17 protein-coding genes are annotated in these 15,187 nt (G+C 73.4%); 11 read left to right on the top strand and 6 right to left on the bottom strand.

Translation table 11 applies throughout. The features are described from left to right. Complete coding sequence (locus GCL84_RS10525) at positions 1–537, top strand: hypothetical protein (protein ID WP_156755229.1); 537 nt, start codon at positions 1–3, stop codon at positions 535–537. A 348-nt stretch (positions 538–885) separates the two neighbouring features. Here GCL84_RS10525 and GCL84_RS10520 read toward each other — a convergent pair whose 3' ends face one another. Continuing rightward, the gene (locus GCL84_RS10520; protein WP_156755228.1) at positions 886–1,542 is read right to left on the bottom strand and encodes a hypothetical protein; all 657 of its coding nucleotides are present in this window, start codon (positions 1,540–1,542) and stop codon (positions 886–888) included. Beyond that, positions 1,539–2,354: an ATP-binding cassette domain-containing protein gene (locus tag GCL84_RS10515; protein WP_235926136.1), complete on the bottom strand. Its 816-nt coding sequence runs from the start codon at positions 2,352–2,354 to the stop codon at positions 1,539–1,541. Before GCL84_RS10515 ends, GCL84_RS10520 begins: the two co-directional genes overlap by 4 nt. Positions 2,355–2,521: 167 nt before the next feature. On the opposite strand from GCL84_RS10515, the gene GCL84_RS10510 reads away from it, so the two are divergent. Further along, complete coding sequence (locus tag GCL84_RS10510) at positions 2,522–3,466, top strand: GlxA family transcriptional regulator (RefSeq protein WP_156755226.1); 945 nt, start codon at positions 2,522–2,524, stop codon at positions 3,464–3,466. Between the two features lie 26 nt (positions 3,467–3,492). Beyond that, a complete protein-coding gene (locus GCL84_RS10505) occupies positions 3,493–4,782 on the top strand; it encodes a DJ-1/PfpI family protein (protein WP_156755225.1) in 1,290 nt (429 codons plus the stop codon). On the opposite strand, the gene GCL84_RS10500 is transcribed toward GCL84_RS10505, so the two are convergent. Together GCL84_RS10500 and GCL84_RS10495 are read right to left on the bottom strand one after the other, a co-directional pair. Next, positions 4,764–5,171 carry a DUF3224 domain-containing protein gene (locus GCL84_RS10500; protein WP_156755224.1) on the bottom strand — a complete coding sequence of 136 codons (408 nt, stop codon included), beginning with the start codon at positions 5,169–5,171 and terminating at the stop codon, positions 4,764–4,766. The genes GCL84_RS10505 and GCL84_RS10500 overlap by 19 nt on opposite strands. Before the next feature lie 67 nt (positions 5,172–5,238). Then, a complete protein-coding gene (locus GCL84_RS10495) occupies positions 5,239–5,961 on the bottom strand; it encodes a hypothetical protein (RefSeq protein ID WP_156755223.1) in 723 nt (240 codons plus the stop codon). Positions 5,962–6,146: 185 nt separating this feature from the next. On the opposite strand from GCL84_RS10495, the gene GCL84_RS10490 reads away from it, so the two are divergent. Beyond that, positions 6,147–6,992 (top strand): helix-turn-helix domain-containing protein, encoded by an 846-nt coding sequence (locus GCL84_RS10490; RefSeq protein WP_156755222.1) that lies wholly within the window; start codon positions 6,147–6,149, stop codon positions 6,990–6,992. Next, positions 6,989–7,408 carry a VOC family protein gene (locus GCL84_RS10485; RefSeq protein WP_156755221.1) on the top strand — a complete coding sequence of 140 codons (420 nt, stop codon included), beginning with the start codon at positions 6,989–6,991 and terminating at the stop codon, positions 7,406–7,408. The genes GCL84_RS10490 and GCL84_RS10485 overlap by 4 nt, the downstream gene beginning before the upstream one ends. Positions 7,409–7,513: 105 nt before the next feature. Here GCL84_RS10485 and GCL84_RS10480 read toward each other — a convergent pair whose 3' ends face one another. Beyond that, positions 7,514–7,894: a nuclear transport factor 2 family protein gene (locus tag GCL84_RS10480; RefSeq protein WP_156755220.1), complete on the bottom strand. Its 381-nt coding sequence runs from the start codon at positions 7,892–7,894 to the stop codon at positions 7,514–7,516. Positions 7,895–8,218: 324 nt separating this feature from the next. On the opposite strand from GCL84_RS10480, the gene GCL84_RS10475 reads away from it, so the two are divergent. The 5 genes from GCL84_RS10475 to GCL84_RS10455 all read left to right on the top strand — a co-directional run bounded on the left by GCL84_RS10475 (position 8,219) and on the right by GCL84_RS10455 (position 13,610). Next, positions 8,219–10,831 carry a DUF6801 domain-containing protein gene (locus GCL84_RS10475; protein WP_197523151.1) on the top strand — a complete coding sequence of 871 codons (2,613 nt, stop codon included), beginning with the start codon at positions 8,219–8,221 and terminating at the stop codon, positions 10,829–10,831. A 142-nt stretch (positions 10,832–10,973) separates the two neighbouring features. Then, entirely contained in the window at positions 10,974–11,534 is a 561-nt protein-coding gene (locus GCL84_RS10470) for a GNAT family N-acetyltransferase (RefSeq protein WP_235926135.1), read from the top strand. Positions 11,535–11,565: 31 nt separating this feature from the next. Further along, complete coding sequence (locus GCL84_RS10465; RefSeq protein ID WP_235926137.1) at positions 11,566–11,913, top strand: VOC family protein; 348 nt, start codon at positions 11,566–11,568, stop codon at positions 11,911–11,913. 144 nt (positions 11,914–12,057) lie between these two features. Then, a complete protein-coding gene (locus tag GCL84_RS10460) occupies positions 12,058–12,465 on the top strand; it encodes a YciI family protein (RefSeq protein WP_156755217.1) in 408 nt (135 codons plus the stop codon). Between the two features lie 8 nt (positions 12,466–12,473). Then, on the top strand, positions 12,474–13,610 hold the full coding sequence (locus GCL84_RS10455) for an RNA polymerase sigma factor (RefSeq protein WP_156755238.1): 1,137 nt from the start codon (positions 12,474–12,476) through the stop codon (positions 13,608–13,610). 108 nt (positions 13,611–13,718) lie between these two features. Here GCL84_RS10455 and GCL84_RS10450 read toward each other — a convergent pair whose 3' ends face one another. After that, positions 13,719–13,964 (bottom strand): hypothetical protein, encoded by a 246-nt coding sequence (locus GCL84_RS10450; protein ID WP_156755216.1) that lies wholly within the window; start codon positions 13,962–13,964, stop codon positions 13,719–13,721. Between the two features lie 242 nt (positions 13,965–14,206). On the opposite strand from GCL84_RS10450, the gene GCL84_RS10445 reads away from it, so the two are divergent. Beyond that, a complete protein-coding gene (locus GCL84_RS10445) occupies positions 14,207–15,172 on the top strand; it encodes an oxidoreductase (RefSeq protein WP_156755215.1) in 966 nt (321 codons plus the stop codon). Positions 15,173–15,187 lie beyond the last annotated feature (15 nt).

Here is a 15,187-nt window from a genome sequence, read left to right as displayed (position 1 = left end):
ATGACCTGTGAAGAGGTTCCCCTCGCGCACACCGGCTCCCCGTTGGCGCTGTTGCTGGCGATCGCCGCGCTGGCCGTGGTCGCGGGTGTGCTGCTGGTGCGGTCGGCCCGGGGGCGCGCAGCCTTCGCCCTGCTGCCGTTGCTGCTGCTGGGCGCCCTGGCGACGGCGGAGCGCCCCGCGTCCGCCGACACCGTGTGCCTCCTGCGGATCGAGCAGACCTCGGTGAACGAGAACCTGCGCCCCGGCGCGGCACCCCAGTTGATCAGCGGCCGGGTCACCAACGACGCCCCGGAGAGCACCCGCGTGGCGGCGATCACGGTCGGGATCGCGGGCGTCACCAAGGCGCGGGGCGCGGTCGCGGGCGAGTGCGACGCCTCGGACTACCGGTTGACCGAGACCCGGATGCCCGTCGCCCGGCTGCTGGGGCCGGGGGAGTCCGCGGTCTTCTCGGGCGCGCGCATCAGCTTCGTCAACAAGGACCAGCTCCAAGACGCCTGCCAGGGCGCCGAGGTGCTGCTGCGCTACCGGAGTTCCTGAGCGGGTAGACCCTGACCGGGTGCTTGGCCGGGGCACTCCTCCACAATGGAGCACACCTTCACCACGGGAGCACCCCCGTGTCCACACCACCGCGAGACGCCACGCCGACGGCCTCGATGACCGGGGGACCGACGCGCGGTTCCCGGGTCTGCGTGGATCGCGCTCGTGGACGTCCTGGCGGCAGCGGGCGACCGGTCGCGAGAGCGCGCCGACGCGGCGCTGGCCGTCCCGGACATCGACTCCGACTGCTAACCGCTCGTCTTAGTCCCCGCCGACCGCGCCGACGACCTCACCCGCCTCGCCGCGCACGTCCGCGCCCGGGGGTCTGCGGCGTAGCCGCTCCGACCGTCACTCCCGCCGGGCGGAGACCGCCCGGGTGAGCACAGCGCAGAGGACCAGCACCACCACAGCGACCCCCGCGTCCAGGGCGGTGTCGGCCAGCACCTCGCCGCCGGCCGACTCGGTGCGCGCGAGGCGCAGGATCAGCGGGTTGATCGGCGGTAGGCCGCGGGTGAGCAGCACGACGACCAGCAGCAGGAGGGTCGACAGCAGCGAGTGCCCCGGCCTGCGCACGACCAGCCGTGAGGTGATCAGGCCGATCGCCGTCCCCAGGCAGGACGCGGCCACCAGCGCGACCGCCCCGGTGAGCAGGTCCAGTGTGGTGACCCGGTCGTTGCCCAGCACCGCGGGCAGCGCCACCACGAGCGCCGCCAGCGCCATCGAGGCCAGCAGCACGACGACAACGACGGCCACCAGCAGCGACCGGCCCGAGTTGACCGCCGAGATCGAGCGCTGGACCGGGTCCTCCAGGTTGATCAGCGTGACCGCCAGCCAAGCCGAGCAGACCAGGGCCGCACCGGTCATCGGCGCGAAGATCGGGACCACCGGCTGGTCGCCCGCGCCGTTGGCGAACACGCCCATGCACGCCACGAAGACCAGCGCGCTCGGCAGGTACCGCTGCGAGTGGAACATGATCGACGCCGTGTAGCGCACGAGCGCGATCACCGCCCGACCTCCTCGACCCGTACGACCGACCAACCCCGTCGCAGCGCGGCCAGCAGGAACGCGTCCGAGCGCTCGGCGTCCACACGCGCCACCACGGCCCCATCCTCCTCGCGCACGTCGAGGACCTCGTGCAGCGACGGGTCGGCCAGCGCGGGACCCGCCAGTGCGGGCGGGCGCAGCACGACGCGCGTCACAGCCACCCACTGAGCCGGACCGGCCCCGGTCACCACGACGCGGCCCTGCCGCAGGTGGCACACGCGGTCGGCGGTGAGCGCCACCACCGACTCGCGGTGATCGGTGAACACCACCGCCCCGCCCGCCTCGGCGACCTCGTCGATGAGCTGCCCCAGCACCCCGTGCGCGCCCCGGTCCAGCCCGGACCACGGCTCGTCCAGGGCCAGCAACGCGGGCGGCACCATCAACGACTGCGCCACCGCCACCTTCTGCAGGTTGCCCTTGGACAACTTCCGCAGGTGCGTGTCCACACCCCCGGCCAGGGCGAGTCGATCCAGCAGTGCGACCCCCCGCTCCGCGGCGGCCCGTGTGCTCATCCCGCGCAGCCTCCCCATGTGGGTCAAGTAGCTGCGCGCGGTGAGCCGCTCGTCGGACGGGAAGCGCTCAGGCACGTACCCGACCTGCCGCGGTCGATCCAGCACTCGACCGCTGGACGGCCGGGAGACCCCGGCGATGATCTTGAGCAGGGTCGACTTCCCGGACCCGATGGCGCCCGAGACGGCCAAGACCCCGCCGGGGACCAGGTCGAGGTCCACCTCGCGCAGGATCGCCCTGCCGCTGCCGTACCGCTTGCCCACGCCGCTCAACCGCACAGTCGACCCCCATCTCGCCGGCGAGGGTGGCGAAACCGGTGGTCCACCGCGGGTCAGACCAGAGGTCCTGGCGTTGACAGCCCGCCACCGGTGACCTGATCCGTCCGCAAGCCGTCCACCGGTGTCCGCGTCGATCGGCATACGGTCTTGGCGTGGACAACAGGGCGCGACGGGTCGTGGTGGTGGTCCAACCCGCGGTCAACCTCCTTGATCTGGCGGGACCGGTCCAGGTCTTCGACGCGGCCAACCACTGCGGCGCGGACTACCGGCTGAGCTACGCCGGAGTCGAGGACAGGGCGCGGAGCGCGCAGGGGTTGCTGCTGGCGGACCTTGCCCCACTGCCGGATGTGTCCGCTGGCGACCTGGTTCTGGTTCCCGGTCCCCGTGTCGAACGCTCCGGCCGCCTGGTCGACCCGGATCTGGTGGCCTGGCTGCGCCGCTCGGCGGATCGGGGGGCGCGGTTCGCCGCTGTGTGCAGCGGCGCGGCCGCGCTCGGCGAGGCAGGTCTGCTCGACGGCAGGCGGTGCACGACGCACTGGGAGCTGGTGGAGCCCATGCGATCCCGCTACCCCCGCGCCAAGGTCCAGGACGGTGTCCTGTTCACCCACGACGGGCCGGTGAGCACCAGCGCGGGTGTCGCGTCGGGCATCGATCTGACGCTGTCGCTGGTGCACCGCGACCACGGACCGGCCGTGACGGCGTCAGTCGCCCGCGCGCTCGTCGTGTACCTGCGCAGACCTGGTGGCGGGGCGCAGCTCAGCCCGTTCCTGAGCCACCGGGCGCACGTCGACGAGGCCGTGCACGCCGTGCAGGACCACATCGCCGAGAACCTGGACCGCCCGCACCGGCTGGCGGACCTGGCCGACCGGGTGCACCTGTCGCCGCGCGGGCTCAGCCGGGCGTTCGCCTCGGCCACCGGCATCACCCCGCTGGAGTTCCACCAGCGCCTGCGCCTGGCCATGGCCGAGGACCTGCTGACCAGCACCGACCTGACCGTCTCGGCCGTCGCCGCCCGCACCGGGTTCCGCGACGCCCGCCAACTCCGCAGGCTCTACCGCGACCGCCTCGGCGTCGCACCATCCTCGCTGCGCGTCTGAGCGGCGCATCCCTGAGAGGCCCTTCCATGCTGTTCCGCGTTGTCGGAGTTCTCGTCGCCATCGCCCTTTCCGCGGGTGTCGGCGTTCTCGGCGTGACCGCGTCGATGGCTGCGGCCTTCCCCGCGCCGCCGGCCGAGCGCTGGACCGCCGCCCCGCCTCCGCCCCCGGACCGGGTCGAGGTGGCCGTGGCGGTGGGCGCGACCGGGTCGGTGGCGGCCGACGTGCTGGCCCCGTACTCGGTGTTCGCCGGGTCATCGCGGTTCGCGGTGCGGGTGGTCGCCGAGGAGCTGTCGCCGGTCACCCTCTCCGGTGGCCTGCACGTCGTGCCGGACGACGTCTTCGCCGCGGTCGACGCCGCGGACGTGGTGGTCGTGCCCGCCGTCGTCGACTGGTCGGGGCCGGGGGAGCGGGCGCTGCGGCGGTGGGTCGCGCGGCAGGCCGCGCGGGGCGCGCTGGTGCTGGGGGTGTGCAGTGGCGCGAAGGTCCTCGCCGCGGCGGGCGTGCTCGATGGCCGCTCCGCCACCACGTTCTGGTCGGAGGTGGACGGGATGCGCGACAGCCACCCGGCCGTGGAGTGGTTGGCGGGCAGGCGGTATGTCGAAGACGGGAACGTCATCACCACCGCGGGCGTCAGCTCGGGCGTGATCGGCGCGTTGCGCGCCATCGAGCGCGTGGTGGGCCCGGAGGAGGCCGACCGGGCGGGCGCGCGGGCGGCCTACCCGGGCTGGTCCCGCACCGCGTCACCGGACATCCCGACGCACGGCTACGCCCTCGCCGACCTGCCCTACGCCCTCAACGCCGCCTTCCCCTGGGGCCGGTCCAGCACGGGGGTCGGTGTCGGTCCGGGGGTCGACGAACTCGACCTCGCCGCCGCCCTCGAGGTCTACTCCGGCTCGTCCTTCGCGGCGCGCACCACGCCGGTGGCCCTGCGGTCCCCGACGCGCACCAAGCACGGCCTGCGCCTGCTGGCCACCGCCCCCGCCGACCTCGACCGCCTGGTGCTCACCACCGACGACCCGGGGCTGAGCGGGTGGGCCGCCGACCACGGCGTCCCAGTCAGCAGGGTGAACGGGTTCGACGGCGCGCTCCTGGACCTGGCGGTGAACGCGGACCGGGGGAGCGCCACCGCCGCGGGCAAGTTCATCGAGTACCCGACAGGCCACCTCGCGCTGGCAGGCGGGGCTTGGCCCTGGCGGCCGACGGGGCTGCTGGTCCTGACCCTGGCCGTCGCGGGTGTCGCCGGGTGGGTGATCACCCGCTGGGCCGAGGCCACCGTCGCGCGCGCTCGGCGGAAGCCCTACCGGTCGAGTTCGTAGTCGAAGGTGATCCGGTGGGTGCCGTCCGCGTCCACCGCGATCGCCCCCGCGCCGGTGATGCCCGTCAACTCGTCCGTCCCGCTGCCGGGGACGATGGTGAAGAACTCGTCCTGCCGGTCGCTGCCCGTGGTGGTCGCGGAGTGGGCGAAGTTGAAGGTGCCCCGCCGCCCGTGCAGCGTGCCCTCGAAGGACTCCATCGCCACGTAGGTCCCCGTGCCGCTGGCCTGGTCGTACGCGGCGGTGAACAAGGTCGCGGAGCGGCCTTCCACCTCGCCGTCGTAGTGCTTGGACATCGTGCTGACGCCCACGGCCAGGGCGGTCGTGACCTCGGGGCTCGGCACCGCGGTCGGCGTGAAGCCGGCGACGGTGAACGTTGCTGATGCGTGCATGCCCGGATGGTATTCGGCCCCACCGACAACCAGCGGTCGACACCGCCGGGCGACCAGCGGAGCGGACCTAGCCCTGCCTGCGCGCCGCGATCGGGGGTCGCCTGCCGTCCTTGGTGAACACACCGCAGACGTAGGTGCGGTTGGTCTTGTCGGTCAGGAAGGAGACATAGGCCTGGTCGGCGTGCGGGCCCGCCACGTGCAGGACGGGGGAGGTCCCTGCTTGGAGGGCGTACCACTGGTCCACGACGAAGCAGTCGTCACCCCAGGCGGTGGGGGAGGGGACGGCCTCCCCGGTCCGCTGGGTGGCGTTGGCGCGGTTGACCACCACGATGGCGTGGCCTGTCATGAGTCCCTGCACGACGCCGATGTACTCGGCTCGCGCTCCTGTCGGCAGGGGGCTGTTCTTGGCCATCAGGATGGCCATGGTGACGCACACGAAGCTCTCGCACACCCCCGTGAACGGCTGCCTGACGGCGCGGTCGGCGCCCCACTGCAAGTACGCGTTGACGCGCTCCTCGTACGGGGGCGGCGCATTGTCGTAGCCGAAGGCCTTGGCCTCCCACTCGGTCAGCTCGGGTTTCAGTATCGTCGGGCTGGGCGTGCGATCGGGCCGGGGATGCTGCTTGCTCCTGCCGAACCGGTGTTCGACGTCGGGGTTGATGGCGCTGTAGGGGTTGTCGATGTAGACACCCTGGCACGGCCCGTTCACCGGCTCGCGGACCGCGATCCCCAGCGACGATGCCTGGACGCGCTCGGCGATCTGTTCCTCGAGCGATCTCGTGTCGGTCATGGTCGGCGTCCTCTCGTCGGCGCTCTCAGCCGTGCCACGCCAGTGTCGCCGCTTCCGACTGCCGAGGTCAGCACCCGCGGTGGCACACCATCCGAACTGCCGACCCTCGCTCGCCGCTCCCCGCCGTCGAGGCCGGGGCAGGCGGCGGGCGACCACCCGAACGACTTACGCCTAGGCTGGCGGTGATGGATGAGCTGAGCGAGTACGTGCGCGGCCTGCCCTCCGCCGCGCTGCGTCCCTACGCCTCCTACTACAGCGGCTACCGGGACAGCGGAACCACGCCTGCCGTGCACCGCGGCCTTCCGTCCCCGTACCTGACACTGATCTTCACCCTGGACGACCCGCTGGTCATCACCCAGCACCGGGGTCCGGGCGTGGGCACCCGCAGCTACCGCTCCCTCCTCGCCGGACTGGACGCCGTGCCCGCGCTGATCGCCTACGGCGGCAGGCAGTCCGGGGTGCAGGTGTCGCTCAACCCGCTCGGCGCCCGGGTCCTGCTGGGCTGCCCCGCTGGTGAGCTGGCGGGGATCGAGCTCGACGCGGGGGACGTGCTCGGGCCGGTGGCGGGTGAGATCCGGGAGCGCATGGTGCGAGCCGACACCTGGGCGCGGCGGTTCGCCGTGCTCGACCGGGCGTTGCTGTCCCGGATGGACGAGCGCGGGGAGGTCGACCCGAGGGTGCGCCACGCCTGGGGGCGGCTGCTGGGGTCGGGTGGGACCGTGTCGGTGGCGGCGTTGGCCGGGGAGCTGGGGTGGAGCACTCGCCACCTGTCCGGTCGGTTCGCCACGGAGTTGGGCTTGTCGCCGAAGACGGCCGCGCGGGTGGTGCGGTTCGACCGGGCGCGGCGGGCGCTGGCGGGCGCCCCGCAGAGTGTGGCCGCGGTGGCCGCGGCGCACGGGTACTGCGACCAGTCCCACTTCGTCCGGGACTTCCGCGAGTTCGCCGGGTGCGCGCCCACCACCTGGTTGGCCGAGGAGTTCCGAATCGTCCAAGCGGGCGCCCCGGTGGCGGCGGCAGACTCCCCGGCATGAGCACACCGAACGCGAACACCCCCGCACCCCAGGTCTGGCCGACGTTGCGGGCCAAGGACGCCGACGCGCTGATCCGCTTCCTGGTCGACGCCGTCGGCTTCGAGGAGACCACCGCCCACCGCGACGACAGCGGGGTCGTGCACCACGCCGAACTGGCCTGGCCCGAGGGCGGCGGCGTGATGCTCGGCCAGGAGCGCGAGGGCGGCGCCAAGGTCACCCCGCCGGGCGCGTTCAGCGCCTACGTCGTGACCGCCGATCCCGACGCCCTGCACGACAGGCTGGTCGCGGCGGGGGCGGAGATCACCACCGCCCCCTTCGACACCGACTACGGCTCCCGCGACTTCGCCCTGCGCGACCCCGAGGGCAACGCCTGGCACTTCGGCACGTACCCCGGCCACCCCCGCGAGGGAGGCTGACGGAGGCGGTCGGTCACCCTCGGGGCCGCGAGGGTGACCGACACCGGCTCGCCGCGTCTGCGGCCGACAACCTCCGCTCGCACGGGAGAACCCGCGAACCCGGGGTCAGTCCGCGAAGACCGGGCTGATGTCGACGAAGATGCGCGAATCGCTGCACAGGCCCTCGTCGTTGACGACCAGGAAAGCGGCGCCGCGGACGGTGACCTCGCGCTGGTCCTTGCGCGTGTAGACCACGTCGCACTCGAAGATGACCAGGCCGCCGTCCTCTTCCCAGGCGTCGCGCAGGGTGTGCTTGATGCCGCCGAGGGAGCCGAGCAGTCCGCCGAGCACCTCGGCGATGGCGTCCTTGCCGCGCACCGGCTCGGCGTTGGCGAGGACCAGTCGGGCGTCGGCGGTGTACATCGCCAGGTAGGCGTCGTGGTTCATCGCGTCGACGTGCGCGTAGTAGGTGTCGAGCCACTCGCGCTTCGCGTCGCTGATGCGCACGGCAGACCTCCGGGGCAGGTGCGGGCTGTCCAGGTTGCTGGGTCCGGTCCCGTGTTGTCAATCAACCGGTTCACGGTTGCCGCATCTGGGTGGACATCGGGCGCGACAGGCAAGATAACGACATAATCGGGTTACCCCGAATGGACCTGTACTGGCCGATTCGACAATGTCACGCGGCATTCGTCGTATTTGGCTGAGCATTGCCAGGAAGGCGCTCTGACCATACGATTCACCCTCGCTGGGGCGCGTCGGGGGCAATTGTTTGGGGAACTGTGCGGTTCCCGGTTCCGGCATCCGGACTGCCCATTCGACGAAGGGTGCTCAGTGCGATTCAGGATGTTGTTCACGCGGTCCGTGGTCGGCGTCGCCGCCGCCGCGGCCGTCGCGGCGGGTACGGTCGCGGTCACCGCGACGCCCGCGGCCGCCGCGCCGAACGGCGCGACGGCGCAGAACTGCCAGTTCCCCCTGCTCGTGGTCCAGACCACCACCGTCCAGGTCTCCACTGACCTGCCCGCCAGGACGCCGATCGGCCTGCCCTCGCCGGAGGCCGCGGGCAGGGTGGACATAACCCTGCCGGACATGGCCGGCCAGGGCTTGGCGATCGTCGGCGCGGCGCGGCTGGAGGGCACGGTCACCGTGCCGTTCGAGGGTCGGTACTCCGACGGCCGCACGACCGGCTTCACCCAGACGCTCACCATCCAGGACGCGCCCGTCGCGGGGGCGGCGCCAATCGTGATCTCCGGTGAGATCAGCTTCCCGGCCATCACCGAGCAGCAGCCGGTGCGACTGGACTGGCACGTCGGCGCGCTGCGGATGACGCTGTCCCCCAGGACCGCCGCAGGCTACGAGACCGGTCTCGGCACGTTCGACAGCGCGTGCGCCATCGCCGAGGGGGCGGACACGCGGGTCGCCACGGTCGACTACCACTCGGGCTCGGCGGGCATCGCGCACGGCTGCCAGTTCCCGTTGATCGGCAACCAGCGCGTGGTGCAGGTCAACACGCCGCGGCTGGCCACCTCGGTCCCGCTGGGCGCCACCGTGGGCGGCGAGGTCGACTACGCCATCACCTTCTCCACCGACACCGCGCACGGCTTCGAGATCGTCGGCGCGTCCTCGCTGACCGGGTCCATCCGGTTCACCACGGCCCGGTCGTTCAACGGCGCCCCGCTGGGCGACGACACCGCCACCGTGACCTTCGACCAGCCGCTGCCCGCCTCGCCGCAGGAGTTCACCGTCCGGGGCACCTACCGGGTCACCGAGTTCGCCGCCGACGCCCCGGGCGTCTACGACTTCGACGTCAAGGCGCTCGCGCTGACCATGCGCCCGCTGGCCGCCGGGGGCGTCGAGACCGGTCTCGGCGAGTTCGAGTCGCCCTGCGCCGCGGAGCCGGGCCAGAACCTCGACCTCGCCTCGGTGCGGGTGCGGCCCGAGTCCGCGGGTGTCTCCCACACCTGCCCGATCCCGGTGACCGGCAACCACACCATCGTCCAGGCCAACACCCCGCGACTGCCCGCCTCGGCGCCGGTGGGCGCGAACGCCTCCGGTGAGGTCGACTTCGTGCTGACCCTGCCCGAGTCCACCGTCCAGACCCTGCGACTGGTCGGCGGCGAGATCCTGACCGGGTCCGCGCTCCTGACCAACCAGCGCTCGCTCAACGGCGGCCCCGCCACCGAGTTCCAGGCGTCGGCGACCTTCGAGCCCGTCGACATCCCCAGTGCCCCTGGTGCGACGATGGACGTCCGCGGCACCTACCGCCTGCCCGACTACAGCGCCCCCGCCCCGGGCCTGCTCACCTACCACGTGGGGAACCTGACGCTCACCCTGCTGCCGCTGACGCACGACGGCGGCGCCACCGGGTTCGACGAGTTCGACTCCTACTGCGCACTGGACCCGGGACAGGACCTGCGCCTGGCGGCCGTCGAGATCACCGAGGCCGCGCCCCCGGGCCTGGCCCAGTCCTGCCCATTCCCGCTGATCGGCACCCAGACGTTCACGCTGGACCCCCAGGTGCGGCTGCCCTCGCCGCTGCCGGTGGGCCAGTCCACCCCGGCCGCGGTGGCGACCACCCGCGTCACCCTGTCCCCGCACACGACCACCGTCCTCGACCTGGTCGGCGCCGCCCGCCTCGCCGGTGAGCTGCGCATCCCCGTGCAGCGCACGTTCGGCGGCGACACGACCAGCCAGACCGAGGCCGTCGCCTTCGACATCGCCCTCCCGGCGGAGGGCGACGGGCCCATCGCCTTCGACGTCGCACTGCCCATCGCCCCCGCCACGGCCGCCTCACCCGGCACCGTCACCTGGGGCCTGGGCGACCTGTCGTACACGATGACGCCCACCCTGAAGGGCGAGGAGACCGGTCTCGGCACCTTCGACGGCGCCTGCGCCGTGCAGCCCGGCCAGCAGAACGCCTTCGCCTCGGTGGTGTTCGAGCAGGCCCAGCCCACCCGGTTCGCCTTCGACCTGTCCGGCTCGACCACCTTCGCCGCGGCCAACGCCAAGGGCGACCTGGGCGGCACGCTGGTCGGCACCCTGGCCGAGGGCGGGGTCGACGCCCAGTTGGAGTTCGGCACCACCTCGCTGGTCGTGCGCTACGCGGGCCTGCCGGTGACCGCCACCGTGCGCATCACCCCGACCGGCCCGGTCACCGGCGCGGTCGCGGGCGGCGCGGTCACCGGCTCGGTCGACGCCCACGTCGAGGTCCGAAGCGTCACCCTGTTCGGGCTCAGCCTGCGGCAGGCCACGACCTGCCGCACCACTGAACCGTCCCGTGTGGACATCGCGGCGGCCGCGGGCTTCACCGCGGCCGGGGGCGGCACGCTCAACGGCGCGTTCCCCGTGGCCCGCTTCGCGGGGTGCGGCGCCTACACCGCCTGGATCAACTCGGTCTTCTCAGGCGCCGGGAACACCTTCCAGGTGAAGGCCACCCCGCAGCGGTAGCCCGATCCGGGGGTTGTGGAGCCGTTCGCGCCGGACGGCTCCGCAACCCCCGCCATTCCGGGTGACGCAGGGCCGCGCCGGACACCGCGGCCCTGGTCGACGTCGCGCCCCAGCAGGCAGGCGCTTCCGGTAGGTTCGCGGGGTGCTCCCCCCGCAGCGCAAGGCGGTTGACGCCGACATCCCGTCCATCGCGGCCCTGATGCGGCGCTCGGTCCTGGACCTGTTCCCGGCCTTCTACGACGACCGGCAGGTGGCCAGCGCGGCGGTGCACATCGCCGCGCTGGACCGCGACCTGGTCCACGACGGGACCTACTACGTCCACGAGCACGACGGTGAACTGGTGGCCTGCGGCGGGTGGAGCCGCAGGGACAAGCTCTACGCGGGCCCCGCCGCCAACCCCGATGACGACCGCCTGCTGGACCCCGCGAGCGAACCGGCCCGCATCCGCGCCATGTTCGTCCGCCAGGACTGGACCCGGCGCGGGCTGGCCCGCGCGATCATCGACACCTGCACCGCCGCGGCGAGCGCGGCGGGCTTCCGGTCGCTGGCCCTCATGGCGACCCTGCCCGGCGTCGCGCTCTACCGGGCGGCGGGATTCGCCGAGGTCGAGGCCGCCACCATCCACCTGCCGGACGGCGTGGCCCTCGGGGGCGTGAGCATGACCCGGACCTTGGGCGGGTTTCCGATCGGGGACGACGGGTAACGCTGTGCGCATGATTGGACGTTTGCGCAGTGTGGTTCTCGATTGCCGGGAACCCCGCAGCCTCGCTGACTTCTACGCGCGGTTGCTCGGCGGCACGATCAAGGCCGAAGACGACACCTGGGTCGTCGTCACCGACCCCGAGGGCAGGCGGCTGGCCTTCCAGCAGGCGCCGGACCACCGCGCCCCGGAGTTCCCCGACCCCCGGGGCTCCCAGCAGTTCCACCTCGACGTCGTGGTGGACGACGTCGAGGCCGCCGAGGCCGCGGTGCTGGAGCTGGGCGCGACCCACGTGCAGAGCATGGACGAGGACCAGTTCCGCGTCTACCGAGACCCCGCCGGGCACACGTTCTGCTTGGTCTGGAGCATCGTCGACGAGTGAACCGCGCTTGACCACCCGGGCTCCGGGGGGCGGCCGCGGAGGCGTTCGGACTTTTTCCGGAGGCCGTGTCGAGAAGCTGTGCCTGGCTCCGTCCCAGGGGCGAGGGCGGCCACAATGGGGCGCCCAGCACCGAGGAGACCCACCATGGCCAAGTACCTGCTGCTCAAGCACTACCGCGGCGCCCCGGCGCCGGTCAACGACGCGCCCATGAGCGAGTGGACCCCCGACGAGATCTCGGCGCACGTGCGCTACATGAACGACTTCGCGGCACGGCTCGAGAAGACCGGTGAGTTCGTCGACAGCCAGGCGCTCGCCCCCGAGGGGACGTTCGTCCGGTTCGACGGGGAGGGGCGCCCGCCGGTCACCGACGGCCCGTTCGCCGAGACCAAGGACCTGATCGCGGGGTGGATGGTGATCGACGTCGACAGCTACGAGCGGGCCGTCGAGCTGGCCGGGGAGCTGTCCGCGGCGCCCGGGGCCGGTGGCGAGCCGATCCACGAGTGGCTCGAGCTGCGGCCGTTCTACGGCACGCCCAGCACCATCACGGAGTGACCTCCACGATGCACGAGGCACAGCTCAGGAGCCTCACGCCGAGCGTGCTCGGCGTCCTCGTCCGCCGCGGGGCCGACTTCGCGGCGGCCGAGGACGCCGTGCAGGACGCCCTGGTCGAGGCGGTGCGCGTCTGGCCCGCCGACCCGCCGCGGGACCCGAAGGGCTGGCTGGTCACCGTCGCCTGGCGCAGGTTCCTCGACGCGACCCGGTCCGACGCCGCCCGGCGCAGGCGCGAGGACGTCGTCGAGGAGGAACCCGGCCAGGGGCCCGTGCCCGCGGTGGACGACACGCTCCAGCTCTACTTCCTGTGCGCCCACCCCTCGCTGACGCCGGCGTCGGCGGTCGCGCTCACCCTGCGCGCCGTCGGCGGTCTGACCACCCGCCAGATCGCCCAGGCCTACCTCGTGCCCGAGGCGACCATGGCGCAGCGCATCAGCCGCGCCAAGCGCACCGTCTCCGGCGTCCGCCTCGACCAGCCCGGCGACGTCGCCACCGTGCTGCGCGTGCTCTACCTGGTCTTCAACGAGGGCTACTCCGGCGACGTCGACCTCGCCGCCGAGGCCATCCGCCTCACCCGGCAGCTCGCGGCGTCGGTCGACCACCCCGAGGTGGCGGGGCTGCTCGCGCTCATGCTGCTCCACCACTCCCGGCGCGCCACCCGCACCACGCCCGAGGGGGGCCTGGTCCCGCTCGCCGAGCAGGACCGCGACCGCTGGGACACCCGGGCGATCGCCGAGGGCGTCGAGATCCTGCGGGCCGCCCTGGCCCGCGACCGCCTGGGCGAGTTCCAGGCCCAGGCCGCCATCGCGGCGCTGCACGCCGACGCGCCCACCACCGAGGAGACCGACTGGCCCCAGGTCGTCGAGTGGTACGACGAGCTCGCCCGGCTGACCGACAGCCCGGTCGTCCGGCTCAACCGCGCGGTGGCCGTCGGTGAGGCCGACGGACCCCGCGCGGGCCTGGCCGCCCTCGCCGCGGTGGACGACTCGCTGCCCCGCCACACCGCGGTCGCCGCCCACCTCCACGAGCGCGACGGCGACCTGGCGACCGCGGCACGGCTCTACGCCGAGGCCGCCCACAAGGCCCCCAACCTCGCCGAACGCGACCACCTGACCCGCCAGGCCGCCCGCCTCAACGCCCGGTGACCGGCCGCCTGCCCGGGGGCAGGCGGCCCCAACCGCTCCAGGGCCTGCCGGTCCCGCGCGTCGACACCGTGTGCGGCGCGCGGGCGCAGACCACCGAGCCGATGGAGGTCAAGCACCCAGCACCGTGTTCGGCGGGTCCACGCCGACGTGCTCGGCGGGCGGGCCCGTCGGGCCTCGACGCCCCAGCCCAGCCGTGACCGGGGCGCCAGCCAGGCCGTCCGCCGGGTCTGGCCCGCGCTCGACCCCCCGCCTGCGCGGGGGCAGGCGGCCCCAACCGCTCCAGGGCCTGCCGGTCCCGCGCGTCGACGACGTGCGCGCCGCGCGGGCGCAGACCACCGAGCCGATGGAGGTCAAGCACCCAGCACCGTGTTTGGCGGGTCCACGCCGACGAGCAGGCCGACGTGCTCGGCGGGCGGGCCCGTCGGCCTCGATGCCCCAGCCCAGCCGTGACCGGGGCGTCAGCCAGGCCGTCCGCGGGCCTGGCCCGCGCTCGACCCCGCCCGCCTGCTGATCGACCCGGGCCCCAGGTCATCCGCGCCGCCTGAGCCGCCGCCGGACTTGCGCTGGAGCGCGCTCCAGGTCGTAACGTCGAGGACATGGCAGAGCTCAGCACGACCGCGCAGCGACCCATCGGCTCACCCTTCGGTGCGGAGAGCACCGCGGCGCAGGTGCTCGCCCGCATCGACCTGAGCGGCAAGAACGTCCTGATGACCGGCGGGTACTCCGGGATCGGCCTGGCCGCCACCACGGCGCTGGCCGCGGCGGGCGCGCACGTCATCGTCCCGGCGCGGCGGCCCGAGACGGCGGCGGAGGCGCTGGCGGGCGTCGGGGAGGTCGACGAGCTGGACCTGGCCGACCTCGACTCGGTCGCCGGGTTCGCCGACCGGTTCCTCGGGTCCGGCCGCGACCTGCACATCGTGATCAACAGCGCCGGGGTGATGGCCACCCCGTTCAGCACCGTCGGCCCGGGGTGGGAGTCGCAGTTCGCGATCAACCACCTGGGCCACTTCGCCCTGGTCAACCGCCTGTGGCCGGCCATCGTGCGCGGCCGGGGCAGGGTCGTGGCCGTGTCCTCGGCCGGACACCGCAACAGCGGTGTCCGCTGGGACGACGTCGACTTCGCCACCGGCTACGACCGCTGGGCGGCCTACGGGCAGTCCAAGACCGCCAACGCCCTGTTCGCCGTGCACCTCGACGCCCTGGGGCGCGCGGCGGGAGTGCGGGCGTTCTCCCTGCACCCGGGCGGCATCCTGACCCCGCTGCAACGCCACCTCTCGCACCAGGACCAGGTCGACGCGGGCTGGATCAATGAGGCGGGCGACGTCATCGTCGACTGGATGAAGACCCCCGAGCAGGGCGCCGCCACCCAGGTCTGGGCCGCGACCTCCCCCGACCTGGCCGACCTGGGCGGTGTCTACCTCGAGGACTGCGAGGTCGCCGAGCCGCGTGACGAGGAGGGCGCCACGACCGGCGTCCACCCCTGGGCCACCGACCCCGAGGCGGCGGCCCGGCTGTGGGCGCTGTCGGCGGAGCGCACCGGGGTGAACGCGTTCGGCGGCTGACCCCCCTGGGCCTAC

The sequence above is a fragment of the Actinokineospora pegani genome (genome assembly GCF_009745975.1).
GTDB classification, from domain to species: Bacteria; Actinomycetota; Actinomycetes; order Mycobacteriales; family Pseudonocardiaceae; genus Actinokineospora; species Actinokineospora pegani.
The sequence above is the reverse complement of the archived record's forward strand: the minus strand, read 5'-3'. Positions and strand labels throughout refer to the sequence as shown.

Coding starts and splice junctions, on each gene's coding strand:
- GCL84_RS10525 (WP_156755229.1), top strand. CDS start 1: ATGACCTGTGAAGAGGTTCCCCTCGCGCACACCGGCTCCCCGTTGGCG.
- GCL84_RS10505 (WP_156755225.1), top strand. CDS start 3,493: ATGCTGTTCCGCGTTGTCGGAGTTCTCGTCGCCATCGCCCTTTCCGCG.
- GCL84_RS10500 (WP_156755224.1), bottom strand. CDS start 5,171: ATGCACGCATCAGCAACGTTCACCGTCGCCGGCTTCACGCCGACCGCG.
- GCL84_RS10495 (WP_156755223.1), bottom strand. CDS start 5,961: ATGACCGACACGAGATCGCTCGAGGAACAGATCGCCGAGCGCGTCCAG.
- GCL84_RS10490 (WP_156755222.1), top strand. CDS start 6,147: ATGGATGAGCTGAGCGAGTACGTGCGCGGCCTGCCCTCCGCCGCGCTG.
- GCL84_RS10485 (WP_156755221.1), top strand. CDS start 6,989: ATGAGCACACCGAACGCGAACACCCCCGCACCCCAGGTCTGGCCGACG.
- GCL84_RS10460 (WP_156755217.1), top strand. CDS start 12,058: ATGGCCAAGTACCTGCTGCTCAAGCACTACCGCGGCGCCCCGGCGCCG.
- GCL84_RS10455 (WP_156755238.1), top strand. CDS start 12,474: ATGCACGAGGCACAGCTCAGGAGCCTCACGCCGAGCGTGCTCGGCGTC.
- GCL84_RS10445 (WP_156755215.1), top strand. CDS start 14,207: ATGGCAGAGCTCAGCACGACCGCGCAGCGACCCATCGGCTCACCCTTC.